The sequence below is a fragment of the Micromonospora sp. NPDC002411 genome (genome assembly GCF_053592955.1).
Map to the genome: position 1 here is coordinate 1 of NZ_JBSFBM010000199.1, position 12,612 is coordinate 12,612.

A 12,612-nucleotide genomic window follows, 5' to 3' on the forward strand; every position below is an offset into this window, starting at 1 on the left:
CCTGGACCTGCGCAACACCCCGATCGGGGTGTTCCGCTCGGTGGACCGGCCGTCCTACGACAGCGTGGTGCAGGGCCAGCTCGCGGCGGCCAAGGCGACGGTCACCGAGACACCCGAGCAGCAGCTCGCCGGCCTGCTGGGCAGCGGCGACACCTGGACGATCCTCTGATCAGTCGTTCATGACGAGAGCGGCCGTCCCCAGTCCGGGGGCGGCCGCTCTCGTCGTACCGGCGCTGCCTCAGCGCTGGGCGGAGGCCGGCAGCCAGAGGTTGTCGATCTCCTTCTCGGCCGCCGCGAGGCTCGCCTCGTGCAGCGGGATCAGCTCGGCCATCGCCGGCACCGACGGTGCCAGGGTCAGCTCGGCGCTGATGAACCGTGGCTGCATGCCGGTCATCGACAGGCCGTGCGGGAGCCACGGCTCAGCGTGGTCCCAGCCGTTTCGTGGGGTGCCCTCGCCGTAGCCGCCACCCCGGGTGGCCAGCACCACGAACTCGCGGTCGCCGAGCAGGCCCTGCTGGGTCGTCGGGTCGTAGGCCAACCCGGGCACGATCAGGTGGTCGACCCAGGACTTGACGCTGCTGGGCGCGCCGAAGTTGTAGAGCGGCAGCCCGAGCAGCACCACGTCGGCCTGCTTGACCTCGTCGACCAGCCGCTCGCTGAGCTCCCAGGACTCGCGCTGCGCCGGGCTGTGCTGGTCCGGGGGCGTCATCCGGGCCAGACCGCCATCCGCGTCCAGGTGCGGCAGCGGGTCCTTGCCCAGATCTCGGTAGGCCACCGTGCCGTCTGGGTGAGCCGCGCGCCAGTTGGCGACGGCGCGGGCGGTGAGCCTCCGGCTGACCGACCAGTCACCCCGAATGCTTGAGTCGATATGCAGCAAGTGCATTATTCCTCCTCCAAGGATCGTCTGTGCATCACCAACTATTTATAGCAGGCCGATGTTCCTGAGAGTCGGTAGACTGGGTCACATGTCCGCGCAGCCGCTCGACACCTCGGAGCACCGCTCGGGCGCACTCCTGGACCATCTGGCCCGGCGCATGCGGCTGCGATCGGAGTCGGTGCTGGCGCCGCTGGGGCTACGCCCCCGGCACCTGGTCGCGCTCACCGTGCTGCGCGCCGGTGGCGGCACCGGTCAACAGGCGCTCGCCACCATCCTGGAAATGGACAGCACCAACATCGTCGGGCTGCTCAACGACCTGGAGGCGAAGCAGCTGATCGAGCGGCGCCGCTCACCCGAGGACCGCCGCCGACACGTCGTCGAACTCACCGAAGACGGGGCGAAACGGCTCAGTGAGGCGGAATGCGCCCTCGCCGGCGCCGAGGACGAGGTGCTGGGGGCGCTGGGCCCCGACGAACGGGAGACGCTCTACGAGCTGCTCAGCCGGGCCTCCGCCGGCACGGCGGTCAACTGCACCGAGACGATCTGCGCCGGGGACGATTCACTCTGACGGCAGGCCGTTGAGGCCACCGCGACGCCAGAGCGGCAGATGACGATCAGGCGGTCGTGGCCGACTGGGGGCGGTCGTCGCGTACGTGCACCAGCATGTCGCCGGTCTCGATCACCGCGCCCGCGCGATCGGCCAGGGTGACCACCTTGCCCCGCCGCACCAGAGCGATCACCAGTGAGTCCAGCTCACGCGGCGAGCGGCCCACCTCGTCCCGCTCCGCCGAGCGCATCGCCAGCGCCATGCCCTGCCCAGGAGTGAGCAGGTCCTCCACAACGTCGATCAGCGGCGGAGCCGAGGTGGACAGACCGAGCAGCCGACCCGCGGTCGCCGAGGAGACGATCACGTGGTGCGCGCCGCTCTGCTTGAGCAGCGGGGCGTTCTCCGCTTCCCGCGCCGCCGCGATGATCCGGACCTGCCCGGCCGTGAGCTGTCGGACCGTCAACGCGACCAGGACCGAGGCGTCGTCGCTGTCGGTCGCGATGATCACGGCCTTCGCGTTCTTGACGTGCGCCTCGTTCAGCACCGACGAGCGGGTCGCCGAGCCCTCGATGGCCACCAGCCCGGCCGAGGTGGCCTGCCGCAGCGCGGTGGCGCTGCGCTCCACCACCACGATCCGCGAGCGGTCCAGACCGTTCTCCATCAGGGCGGAGACCGCGCTGCGCCCCTTGGTGCCGTAGCCGCAGATGATGACGTGGTCCTTCACGGCTCTCCTCCACCGCGACAGGCGACGGCCGGTCCGGTACTGCTCGGTCAAGACTTCCAGAGTGGTGCCGACCAGGATGATCAGGAAGATCACTCGGGCCGGGGTGATGAAGAGGACGTTCACCAGCCGAGCCGACGGCGCCGCCGGCGTGATGTCCCCGTACCCGGTGGTCGAGAGCGACACGACCGCGTAGTAGAAGCAGTCGAGCAGGGTGAGGCCGTCCTCGTTGACATCGCGGTAGCCGTCCCGGCCCAGGTAGACCGCGGCGACCACGGCGAAGACCAGGCCCAGGGCAGCGGCGAGCCGTAGGCTCAGCGCGCTCAGTGGGCCCCGACGTTGCGCGGGGAAATGGATCACCGTCGAACCTGCTCCCCCGCCGTCGCCTGCACGACCACAACATAGCGGGTACGACGCCAGCCGCACGTCCGGGTTGCGTCGGACGATACAGCGCGGGCCCGCATGGGTCGGCCCGGACGGCCGGGGACAGGCATGATGAGGGTGTTCCCGACGACGACCGCGAAAGTGAGGCCGGCATGTCGTTGCTGCGACGAGTCATCGGCGGAGTGTTGCGCCGACTACGCCAGAGCCAGGGCCGCACGTTGCGTGAGGTGGCCGCCGCCGCCGGGGTGTCGGTGCCCTACCTGTCCGAGGTGGAACGGGGGCGTAAGGAAGCCTCCTCGGAGGTCTTGGCCGCGATCTGCCGGGCGCTCGGCATCCAACTCTCCGACCTGCTCGAAGCGGCCCGCGACGACCTGCGCCGGGTCGAGCGTCGCATCCCCGCCGCGCCCCGGGCCGCTCTGGGCCGGCTGGAGCAGGTGCCCGCCCCACGCAACGAGACCGGCCCCGCACTCCGAATCGGCTTTCAGCGCGGTGGGGCGACGCCACCCGTGGCCGCCGCCGGTGCCCCCGCACGGCAGCCGGCCGGACCGGTGCTGCGGCTGGGCGGGCCGATCCTGCACGCCGGCGGTCCAACCGACCCCATCGGGTCGACCATTTCAGGAGCGGGGCTGCGAGTTCGACTGATCGCCTCCGCACCGGCTGGGCACCCCGGTCCGCGTACCTCCAAGATGCTGGCCTGCCGCCGGGCCCGGACGGGCCGGCGGCGGCTGACCCGGGCGTAGGCCGGCCGGGGTTCTGCCCTGGGCCGATCTGCCGCCGGCAGAATCCCTCGGCCGCGACCGCCGCCGGGCGCACGCTGGAGGAGCCGGTTCCCCGGGCGGTCCCGTCGCCCGCCGGCACGGTGGAGGGTGGCGGCACATGATCTGGTACGACGCGACCATGCGGGACGGCGGACAGCCGTCCTTCGGCGATCAGGTGTTCGAGCGGCTGCTGCGGGAGCGGATCGTGTTCCTCGGCACCGAGGTGACGGAGGAGTCGGCCAACCAGATCTGCGCGCAGATCCTGCTGCTCGCTGCGGAGGACGCCGACTCGGACATCTTCCTCTACATCAACTCGCCGGGCGGTTCGGTGAGCGCGGGGATGGCGGTCTACGACACGATGCGCTACGTCCGCAACGACGTGGCCACGCTGGCGCTCGGGTTCGCCGGCTCGATGGGGCAGTTTCTGCTCTGCGCGGGCGCGGCGGGCAAGCGGTACGCGCTGCCACACTCGCGGATCATGATGCATCAGCCCTCCGGAGGGATGGGCGGCACCGCCTCCGACATCACCATCCAGGCGGAGAACATGCTGCACGTGAAGCGAACGATGCAGGAACTGATCGCCCACCACAGTGGACGAATGCTCGACGAAATCCAGCGCGACTGGGACCGGGACCGGTGGTTCACCGCCGAGGAGGCGCGGGAGTACGGCCTCGTCGACCAGGTGCTCAGCCGAGCCGAACAGCTGCCTGCTGCCTGACGTCGGGCTCCTACGTCACCAGCCCCGCGCGGTAGGCGTAGACCACCGCCTGCACGCGGTCGCGCAGGTCGAGCTTGGTGAGAATGCGTGACACGTACGTCTTGACGGTCTCCTGGCTGATCACCAGCGTCGCGGCGATCTCGCTGTTGGACAAACCATCGGCGATCAGGCGCAACACCTCCAGCTCACGTGGGGTCAGCCCGACGTCGTCAGGCGTGCCCTCGGCGGGGCGGATCCGCGCCGCGTACCTGCCCACGAGCTGTCGGGTCACCTCGGGTGCCAGCAGCGCCGCACCGCTCGCGACGGTGCGGATACCGTGCAGCAGTTGGGTCGGCGGGGCGTCCTTCAGCAGGAAGCCGCTCGCTCCCGCGCGCAGCGCCTCGTACACGTACTCGTCGAGGTTGAACGTCGTGACCACGAGCACCTTGACGGGCTGGGCAACTCCGGCACCGGCCAGCAGGCGCGTCGCCTGGATGCCGTCGAGCACCGGCATCCGTACGTCCATCACGACCACGTCCGGATGCAGCCGCCTGGCGAGGTCGACCGCGGCACGCCCGTCGCCGCACTCACCCACCACCTCAAGGTCGGGCTGAGCGCCGATGATGGTCGCGAAGCCGGTGCGGATCAACGCCTGATCGTCGCAGACCAGCACCCGGATCGGCGTCGTCATGACGGGCCGCCGGTGGGGATGCGGGCACGCACGACGAAGCTGCCGTCCGCGTGCCGTCCCGCGCTGAACTCGCCACCGAGAACGCCAACCCGTTCGCGCAGACCCGCGAGACCACGTCCGCTCCCGCCGGGCCCCTCGGCGTACGAGCCCGAACCTTCCGTGCTGACCTGCACAGTTGTCTCCCTCTCGCCGTGGTGTACGTGAACAGTGGTGCGGCTGCCGTGCGCGTACTTGAGGGCGTTCGTCAGCGCCTCCTGCACCACGCGGTAGGCCGCCACCTCGGCACCGCCTGTCGTTTCCGCGGGGCTGCCGTCCTCGGTGAACTCCACCGGCTGACCCGCCTGCCGGGTCTGTGCCACGAGGGCGTGCAGCTCGCCCACGGCCGGCGTACGCGGATCAGCGCTGTGGTCGGGGTTGAGCAGGTCGAGCAGGTGCCGCAGATCGGTGATGGCCCGGCGGCCGGTGTCGGTGATGGCGGTCAGGGTCGTGTCGAGGCGCTCCGGGGCGGCGGTCAGGTAGCGGGCCGCCTCGGCCTGCACGACCATCGCCGTCACATGGTGGGTCACGATGTCGTGAAGTTCGCTGGCGATGCGGGTGCGTTCGGCGGCACGGGCGGTCACCGCGACATGGCGACGGCGTTCGGCTTCGACCGCCCGGGCCTCCCGCAACCACGCGCCGATGCCCCACGCGAGGACCAGCAACAGATAGAACGTGGCGAAGCCGAGCACGCCTTCGGTCGACCCCTGTCGGTCGAGAGTGACGGCCAGCGCCACGTATGCGGCGGAGCCCAGCACCTTGGTGATACGTCGACGACGCTGCACGTGCGCCCCCGCGCTCAGCAGCGCGATGGCCAACGCGGAGCCCGCCACCGTGTGATAGGCGCGCAGCTGGTCGATCACGAACCCGACCGACACCAGGGCGAGGCAGAGGGCAGGCCAGCGTCGGCGGACAGCGAGCGGGAGGCACTCCAGGGCGATCACCGCGACGGTCAGCGCGTCGAAGGGACGCCCCGGCAGGTCGCCGAGCTGCGTACCGTGATCGCGTAGCGGCGGCACCACCGACGCGAGAGCGAGCAGAAGCGCCAACGGGAGATCCCGGACCGTGACGGGCCACCGCCGCCACGAGTCCGAGACCATCCGAAGGTCGATCATCAGGAAACCGTAACCGGCGCCGCCTGGGCGATGACCGCCTTGCGACGACGCGGGACGATGTGACCTCGGCGGTGGGCCAGCCACATGAACACCACGGTCAGCGCCACACCCGCCACCACCGTGTACAGGCTGCCCTCCGGCCCGAAGTCGCCGCCGGTGACCAGGGCCGGGCCCGACATCGAGGTGTCCAGCAGGCCCTCGGAGTCGCCGTTCCCGGAGACCACCACGCTGAAGATCCCGCCGGCGGCGAAGTTCCAACCGAAGTGCAGGCCGATCGGCACCCACAGGTTGCGGGTGGCGGCGTAGCAGGCCGCGAGCATGAACCCGGCCTCGACCGCGATGCAGATCGCACCCCACACGCTGGCGTCGGGGTTGAGCAGGTGCATCAGGCCGAACACCACGCCGGTGAGCACCAGCGCGATCCAGGTGCCCGTACGCTCCTCGACGATCCGGAACAGCACACCCCGGAACATCAACTCCTCGGTCACGGCGGCGGCGGCCATGAACCCGAGCAACGCCACCGCGCCGGTCACCGAGCCCAGTCCGTCGATGTCGTAGTCGGCAACGAAGGCAATGTTGACGATCACCGCCGCGAACATCGCGAACCCGATCAGGAGCCCTCGGGTGATCCGAGCGCCGGCCCCGGACCGCGCCAACTCGGTGACCGAGCGACGCTCGGTACGCCGTACCACCCACCCGTAGACGAGGACCGCGACCACGGCCGTCGACAGACCGAGGAGCAGGGTCAGCGCGTCGTTCCCCTCCACCGCGGCGATGGCCTGGCCACCGACGAAGGCGACCGCGGCAACGGCGACGAGCTGCTTCAACAGGCGCATGATGACTCCTTCAACGAGGTCCGCGGCGGTAGCGCCGCGGCCACGTCAAACGCTATGGAGCCGCTGGTCAGGAGTCGTCACCGCGCGGTGGACACTTGCGGGTAGCTCGCACGGGGGACAACGTCCTCTGTTCGCGCGGCGGCTGCCACGTGGGAAAATCGGTGGCGGTGGGCGGTTAGGGTCACGTCTATGCGTCGACTGATCCCAGCTGTTTCGATTGCCCTCGCCGCGACCCTCGTCGCCGGCTGTAACACCAACTCCGGCACCCCCGCGGCGTCAGGATCGTCCGCCGCGCCCAGTGCGTCCAAACTGGAGCCGGTGGCCGCCGTCAAGCAGGGCATGGACCGCAGCCTCGCCGGCACGCTCACCATGGACGCCTCGGTAAAGGCCGGCAACCAGTCGGTCACCGTCACCGGAAAGATGGACACTGCCGCCCGCACCCTCCAGGCCACCGGCAAGGCCCCGGAACCGATCGAGGCGCGGATCATCGGCGACACCGCCTACATCAAGTCGGACTCCGCCGACGGCGGGAAGCCGTGGATGAAGATCGACCTCACCAAGCTCAGGCCGAACAGCTCGCTGCGCCAGTCCTTCGACCTGAAGGCCCAGACCGGCCTCATCGGCGGCGTCGTGTCCGCGCAGGAGGTCGGCGGCGGCCGCTACACGGGTGTCGCCGACCTGGAGAAGGCCGCTGCCGCCGCCAGCACGGACGGCGGAATGCGCGCGGGCCTCGAGTCGACCGCCAAGCTGGCGAAGGACCCGAAGGCGATCCCGTTCGAGGCGACCGTCGACGCCGACGGCCGCCTGACCGCACTCTCCTACACGATCGCCACGAAGACCCTCGGTGATCTCGTCAGCGAGATGCGGATGAGCGACTTCGGCAAGCCCGTCACGGTGGAGGCACCGCCGGCCGGCGAGACCGAGGCCGCCTCCGCGGACATGTACAAGTTCCTCTGACGCGCCGGCACGTCCTCGGCGTCACCTGTCGAGCGTGGGCTGCGGGACTCCCGCAGCCCACGCTGTGCCTCAGGTCACAGCGTCACGCGTAACATCCCGCAGCCCCACCCCGTCCTTGAGGCAGACAGCCACAAGGGAGGGCACATGTTCGCCACGTACGTCACTGTCACCATCCTCGCCTCGGTCTTCACCGGCATCGCCGCCGTCACCTACCTGATGGGCCACGACTATCCGAAGGCCCAGGCGGACATGAAGCGGGTGCCGCACTCCTGGTTACCGAAGTTGGGGGCGGCGCTGGCCGCCGGCTCCCTGGGACTGCTGGCCGGCTTCGCCGTCCCACTCATCGGAACACTCGCCGCCGCCGGTCTCGTGCTGTACTTCGTCGGCGCGCTCGTCGCACACCTGCGGGTCGGCTCCCGCAAACTCGTGGGATGGGCGGTCTTCTTCGCCACCTCGATCGCCGCGCTGGCGGTGAACCTGGCCTACCACTGGTGACTCGGCGCAGGAAGCGCGGACGCGGCCAGAGGGTTCGGCTAGGCCGTATCCCAGCTGGAGCAAGCCGAGACCTCGTAGGGAATCGTCGCCAACACCTCGGCAGGCCCCTCCAACTTCCACACCCGGACGCAGCAGCCGCAGCCGCCGTCCTCTTCGGCGTAGGTCAGAGCGTCCCGGTTGGCGGTCAGCCACACCTCAGCCGCCTCGACCTCGCTCGGCTTGTCGACGGAAACCGCCATGGTCTGCCGGATCACAGCGAACACAGTACTTTGCGGTGCCCCCGGCAGGATTCGAACCTGCGACACACGGTTTAGGAAGGCGACAGCGGCAGTCTCACCACTGTGGCTGCCACCTGCGCGCCTGGGATGCCTTCCGGCCTCCGCATCAAGATCATTGCACGTACTCTGCACGAGGCGCTGCGGACGCCCGAGGACGGCCGGAGGCCGCCCGCAGGGCGAGCCGCAAGCGCGCCTACCCTGCCTCGCAAAGATCATGACCAGTGTCGGCGTCGGTGGTTGCCGCCGGCCTGCCCATCTTGTCGCCTACCGTCGACCTCGGGCTGGACCCGTCAGCCGGCTGGCTGTACGAATGGGCGTACAAGCCACGGCCTCTTCGTCCCGAACGCGGCTCCCCAGCAGCGCTGGGTGTCGTCTGGCGCTGTCTCGTGCTGACGCCATGGCCTTCGTGCTCGGTTCTCAACAGGCTTTGTCGCTGTCTGACGTTCTTTTCGCTGCCTTCTCGCTGCCTTCACCTTCGACTGAGGAGAACGCTCGGTTGAGTGTCGCTGCTTCCCGCCGTTGTCGGTCGGTCGGGCTAACCTGCGCCCGCCAACGCTTCAACTGCCACGCTGTGCTGGGCTGTTCAGAGCGCAACTCACGACACGCCGGAGCCGTGACGTGACTGATGTGAACTTGCGTGGCATCTTATGCACATGGCATCGTACGGCGGGGCACTTGGTGCCCTTCACCCCATCATTGACACCATGTACCGCAGCCTTGAGGAGGGCTTGGAGGAGTCGCAGAAGTACCACACGGACAAGATGTACCGCAGGACCGACGACCCGCACTTCTACCTTCACGCGGCCCGGCGGCATGCCTGCGGAGTTTTGGAGGAGGCCGGGTTAAGGGCCAACCTCATCGATGAGAGCGCCACCCTGAACATGTCGGGCATCTTGGTCTATTACAACGGCCTCGCCATCCGCGTCCTGCACACACAGCGAGACGAGAAGCGCGGGACCATCGAGGTTCCGGTGCCCGGACGGTCCAGGCTCCGTCAGGACTTCTGGCGGCAGGTGCCCACGATCCCCGGTCTGGAGACGGACAACCTGCTCCTCCTGTGGCTTGACAAAGACGGTGCACTCGAAGACCCAATGATCTTGGTGCGACCCCTCGGTGGAGATCATCAACGCGCTAACCTTCGACTGGATTGGCGCGGCAAGGTGTCGCGGGACATGGCGGCAAGGCGGGCCGACGACCTCGTCGGCCTAGAACCTGATTGGCAGGCCACGCGGTTGGCCTAGGGAGAGGACATGATCTACGGCACGCGCATCAGGCAGGTGCGAGAGATGCATCGGATGACGCAGGCCGATCTTGCAAACGAAGTTCCTTCTCTAACCCAGTCCAAGTTATCAAGGATCGAGAAGGACCTAGCACCAGTCGATGATGAATCGCTGGCGCTGATCGCATCAGTCACCGGCGTCGCACCGAGCTTCTTCAACCGTCCCCCGCGTCCAAACCTCTCAGTTCTCTCACCCCAGTTACGCGCACGAAGCAGGCTCACCCAAGGCGAGAAGTCGGCGGCCCTCCAGTGGGCTCGGCTTATTGACGAGAAATACCAGGACCTGCGTCAGCACTCCAGATCCTTGCCTTTTCTTCTGACAAAGAAGGCGGGGGAATCACCTGAAGAGGCGGCAGCAAGAGCGAGGCAAGTTCTCGGATTCGCCCGCGATCGACCCTTGCCCTACCTGATTCTCGCCTTGGAGCGGGCTGGGGTGGCGGTCCTCGGCATTCCCTATCCAGTCCAGACCCTCGACGCCTTTTGCTACTGGCGAGAGGGGCAGCCCGTTGTAGCCCTGCTCCAAGGTGTTCCAGCCGATAGAGTGCGGTTCAGCATGGCTCATGAAATCGGTCACATTCTCCTGCATGAGCCGGGTCAAGTCGGCCAAGAGGTAGAGGCCGAGGCGGACCGGTTCGCAGCAGAACTTCTAACTCCCTCCACGGCAATGAAGGCCGCGATCCCTCGCAACCCGACCTTGAGTGCGTTAACCATGTTGAAGACGACATGGGGCGTTTCGGTCAAGAGCCTCGTGCGTCGTGCCCGAGAGGTGGGTGCAATAGACGGCGATCGCGCATTGAGCCTTTACAAGCAGATAAGTGCCCGGGGCTGGAACAAAAAAGAACCGGGCTATGTGGCGCCAGAGAAGCCGCGAGCACTGCGGAAGATGGCCGAGATTGCGTATGGGTCGGCTATCAGGACTCAACAGATGGCAGCGAGCGCGGGGTGGTCCGAACAATTGGCGATGGAGATTCTTGCGCAACACGCCTCTAACGATGAACTACCGCACGAGTTTGCGCCTCAAGAACTAGCAGCCAGCCTAGTCTCCGTCGAATTTGCTGCATCGCTGACTGCTGGCGGCCCGGGGGACAATGTCATACCTTTCCGTGCGCGTAGAGCCTAGGTGCTGCAAGCTTCCAATCGAACGTCAGCCTCGTCCGAAATCCGGCAATACGGCCCGCTTCATCTGCCGGTGTAAGCCGGTCAGGGGTAACGTTGCGAGCATCGAGAAGGTACGATTGGCGGTCCATGTAGGAGTGTCGGACTGAAGCCCGCCAGCAAGGAGACCGTATGACCGGGGATGCCAGATCGGACGGGATCCTGTACGGGCCTACGGCGAACGGTAAGCTCTACCTCTCGATGTTCACTCACCGCGGCGCCCGTCCGGTCAAGACCGCATGGCACCGAAACGTCTCCCCGGAGGATGAGTATGACCTCTTCTGTAGGAGCGACGACGGGGACTGGAAAGACGAGCGTGGACACTACTGGAGCTTGGGCAAGGAAGATGGCTCAACGGAACTTGGCATGACCGGCGAGCGACTTGCCAAGCACCCTAGCAATGCGAACGCAGGGGTGCCTTGGCATGGCTACCCCGTGTCCCCGCGCCGGCGTGGTGATGCTGACTCTCCCACTGACCAGCTGATCTCCCGCTGGGTGGAGGACGGCGTCATTACCAGGAGCTTCGCTCGCCGCATCAGAGACCGGAGAATCTGATGCCGTCCTTCGAGATCACGATCCCTGGCGAGTTCGAAGACGCATTCCTCTACATGGGGCGTCTGTTTGTGGCCACGCCGGAGATGGATATCCGATCAGTTGATCTACGTGACTGCCTGTCGGATGACATCTTCGGAGCGGTAACGCCCTTAACGGAAATGTTTTTCCTCCGGAATGACCATTTCTCGCAACCGATGGTCAGATCGCTTTTAACCGAACCGGCCTTGAACAGGGCTGTGCGAAGAGAGGCGACAGCAGACGCTAGGATCTTATATCCACGGTTCGCTGATGGCCTGAATGAAAGTCTTTTCGGTGCCGGGGCTGTGCTTGACTTTCAGATGTACAACAAGCGGCTCTACGTGTCGACCACTAACGGCCTTTTCCATTTTGATCTAAATTTAGACGACTCCAGGCCCGAGGTCTTGCGGAGTGAAAAGCGTTTCTCTGCGCGTTGTCTTTCCACGTCAATTAAGAATGGAACCGCTATAGCTAGCTGCGGTGACAATGGCCTCCGGGTGGCCCTCGACGAATTCGATTGGGCGCGCCGCGATATAGGGCATAGCTTTACGGACGTATCGCGCGCTTCCCGTCGGGCAACCTGGGTGGGATATTCGCTTGTGAACTATCCCTCCGTTTCATCTCTTGAGTTCCTGAAAGGCCAAAAGGAGGACTTGCCGGACCACAAGGGAGCGCGGGCGGACTACGTTGTCACTGGCTTTGAGCATGACGATGGTGCGCTTGAGCAGCTGAAGCCTGACCTTGACGGCTTGGACTTTGTCTTCAACAACGGGCCATCCTTCTTCGGGCAGCGCAAGAGCGGTCAGTACACGTTCACAAAGCATCGGTTCAGCACGCGGTACAAGGTGTTCGGGCACAATGACAAGCCGTCACGGACCGGAAAGCTGCCTGAGGCGCTGTCGGCTCATGGGCTGGGAGACGGCGGTATCGTCGTGGAGACTTTCGACAATGTGACCCTCCTGCGTGAAGAGGGCGTTGAGCGCATATTCGAGGGTCAGAGTGTCAAGGTGCGCACCTTTCCCAATTCTCGGAACCACATGAACGTGGTCATCGTCATCAGTGATGACGCACTGCATCTCATAAGTCCGATCCCGCCGTCGCTTGCAGCTAGCCCAGGAAAGCGGAAGCCCTCCTGACATCCCGTCTGCCGCCGACCCACACTCCGTGGAGCGGGCCAGGGCCAGGGTGACAAGGTGGAGCGCCCTACCGGACG

15 protein-coding genes and 1 pseudogene are annotated in these 12,612 nt (G+C 66.8%); 10 read left to right on the forward strand and 6 right to left on the reverse strand.

Annotation, left to right across the window (positions count from 1 at the left end):
• A pseudogene (locus tag ACWCO3_RS22210) lies at nucleotides 1-169 on the forward strand (2-oxoacid:ferredoxin oxidoreductase subunit beta); the annotation flags it as partial.
• A gap of 69 nt (nucleotides 170-238) precedes the next feature.
• On the opposite strand, the gene ACWCO3_RS22215 reads toward ACWCO3_RS22210, so the two are convergent.
• Complete coding sequence (locus ACWCO3_RS22215) at nucleotides 239-883, reverse strand: FMN-dependent NADH-azoreductase (RefSeq protein ID WP_244312062.1); 645 nt, start codon at nucleotides 881-883, stop codon at nucleotides 239-241.
• Nucleotides 884-965: 82 nt separating this feature from the next.
• On the opposite strand from ACWCO3_RS22215, the gene ACWCO3_RS22220 reads away from it, so the two are divergent.
• Nucleotides 966-1,445 carry a MarR family winged helix-turn-helix transcriptional regulator gene (locus ACWCO3_RS22220; protein ID WP_145786148.1) on the forward strand — a complete coding sequence of 160 codons (480 nt, stop codon included), beginning with the start codon at nucleotides 966-968 and terminating at the stop codon, nucleotides 1,443-1,445.
• A gap of 46 nt (nucleotides 1,446-1,491) precedes the next feature.
• Here the strand turns inward: ACWCO3_RS22220 and ACWCO3_RS22225 are convergent, their stop codons facing one another.
• Nucleotides 1,492-2,505, reverse strand: coding sequence for a potassium channel family protein (locus tag ACWCO3_RS22225; RefSeq protein WP_145786147.1), 1,014 nt, complete (start codon nucleotides 2,503-2,505; stop codon nucleotides 1,492-1,494).
• A gap of 176 nt (nucleotides 2,506-2,681) precedes the next feature.
• On the opposite strand from ACWCO3_RS22225, the gene ACWCO3_RS22230 reads away from it, so the two are divergent.
• Entirely contained in the window at nucleotides 2,682-3,269 is a 588-nt protein-coding gene (locus ACWCO3_RS22230; protein WP_450011792.1) for a helix-turn-helix domain-containing protein, read from the forward strand.
• Nucleotides 3,270-3,405: 136 nt separating this feature from the next.
• Complete coding sequence (locus ACWCO3_RS22235; RefSeq protein ID WP_450011794.1) at nucleotides 3,406-4,005, forward strand: ClpP family protease; 600 nt, start codon at nucleotides 3,406-3,408, stop codon at nucleotides 4,003-4,005.
• A 10-nt stretch (nucleotides 4,006-4,015) separates the two neighbouring features.
• On the opposite strand, the gene ACWCO3_RS22240 is transcribed toward ACWCO3_RS22235, so the two are convergent.
• Genes ACWCO3_RS22240 through ACWCO3_RS22250 form a run of 3 tightly spaced genes read right to left on the reverse strand, consistent with a single transcriptional unit; the run spans nucleotide 4,016 to nucleotide 6,662 of the window.
• Nucleotides 4,016-4,675 (reverse strand): response regulator, encoded by a 660-nt coding sequence (locus ACWCO3_RS22240; protein WP_145786145.1) that lies wholly within the window; start codon nucleotides 4,673-4,675, stop codon nucleotides 4,016-4,018.
• The gene (locus tag ACWCO3_RS22245) at nucleotides 4,672-5,826 is read right to left on the reverse strand and encodes a sensor histidine kinase (RefSeq protein WP_450011797.1); all 1,155 of its coding nucleotides are present in this window, start codon (nucleotides 5,824-5,826) and stop codon (nucleotides 4,672-4,674) included. Before ACWCO3_RS22245 ends, ACWCO3_RS22240 begins: the two co-directional genes overlap by 4 nt.
• Complete coding sequence (locus tag ACWCO3_RS22250; protein WP_145786143.1) at nucleotides 5,826-6,662, reverse strand: CPBP family intramembrane glutamic endopeptidase; 837 nt, start codon at nucleotides 6,660-6,662, stop codon at nucleotides 5,826-5,828. The genes ACWCO3_RS22245 and ACWCO3_RS22250 overlap by 1 nt, the downstream gene beginning before the upstream one ends.
• Nucleotides 6,663-6,851: 189 nt before the next feature.
• On the opposite strand from ACWCO3_RS22250, the gene ACWCO3_RS22255 reads away from it, so the two are divergent.
• Together ACWCO3_RS22255 and ACWCO3_RS22260 are read left to right on the forward strand one after the other, a co-directional pair.
• Complete coding sequence (locus ACWCO3_RS22255; protein ID WP_145786142.1) at nucleotides 6,852-7,619, forward strand: hypothetical protein; 768 nt, start codon at nucleotides 6,852-6,854, stop codon at nucleotides 7,617-7,619.
• Nucleotides 7,620-7,763: 144 nt separating this feature from the next.
• The gene (locus ACWCO3_RS22260; protein WP_145786141.1) at nucleotides 7,764-8,114 is read left to right on the forward strand and encodes a DoxX family protein; all 351 of its coding nucleotides are present in this window, start codon (nucleotides 7,764-7,766) and stop codon (nucleotides 8,112-8,114) included.
• A 38-nt stretch (nucleotides 8,115-8,152) separates the two neighbouring features.
• On the opposite strand, the gene ACWCO3_RS22265 is transcribed toward ACWCO3_RS22260, so the two are convergent.
• Entirely contained in the window at nucleotides 8,153-8,368 is a 216-nt protein-coding gene (locus ACWCO3_RS22265; protein WP_145786140.1) for a hypothetical protein, read from the reverse strand.
• 728 nt (nucleotides 8,369-9,096) lie between these two features.
• Between ACWCO3_RS22265 and ACWCO3_RS22270 the strand changes: the two genes are divergently transcribed.
• The 4 genes from ACWCO3_RS22270 to ACWCO3_RS22285 all read left to right on the forward strand — a co-directional run bounded on the left by ACWCO3_RS22270 (nucleotide 9,097) and on the right by ACWCO3_RS22285 (nucleotide 12,535).
• The gene (locus tag ACWCO3_RS22270) at nucleotides 9,097-9,633 is read left to right on the forward strand and encodes a hypothetical protein (RefSeq protein ID WP_450011800.1); all 537 of its coding nucleotides are present in this window, start codon (nucleotides 9,097-9,099) and stop codon (nucleotides 9,631-9,633) included.
• Between the two features lie 9 nt (nucleotides 9,634-9,642).
• A complete protein-coding gene (locus ACWCO3_RS22275; protein WP_450011802.1) occupies nucleotides 9,643-10,791 on the forward strand; it encodes an ImmA/IrrE family metallo-endopeptidase in 1,149 nt (382 codons plus the stop codon).
• A 167-nt stretch (nucleotides 10,792-10,958) separates the two neighbouring features.
• Complete coding sequence (locus ACWCO3_RS22280; protein ID WP_450011804.1) at nucleotides 10,959-11,381, forward strand: hypothetical protein; 423 nt, start codon at nucleotides 10,959-10,961, stop codon at nucleotides 11,379-11,381.
• The gene (locus ACWCO3_RS22285; RefSeq protein ID WP_450011806.1) at nucleotides 11,381-12,535 is read left to right on the forward strand and encodes a hypothetical protein; all 1,155 of its coding nucleotides are present in this window, start codon (nucleotides 11,381-11,383) and stop codon (nucleotides 12,533-12,535) included. The genes ACWCO3_RS22280 and ACWCO3_RS22285 overlap by 1 nt, the downstream gene beginning before the upstream one ends.
• Nucleotides 12,536-12,612 lie beyond the last annotated feature (77 nt).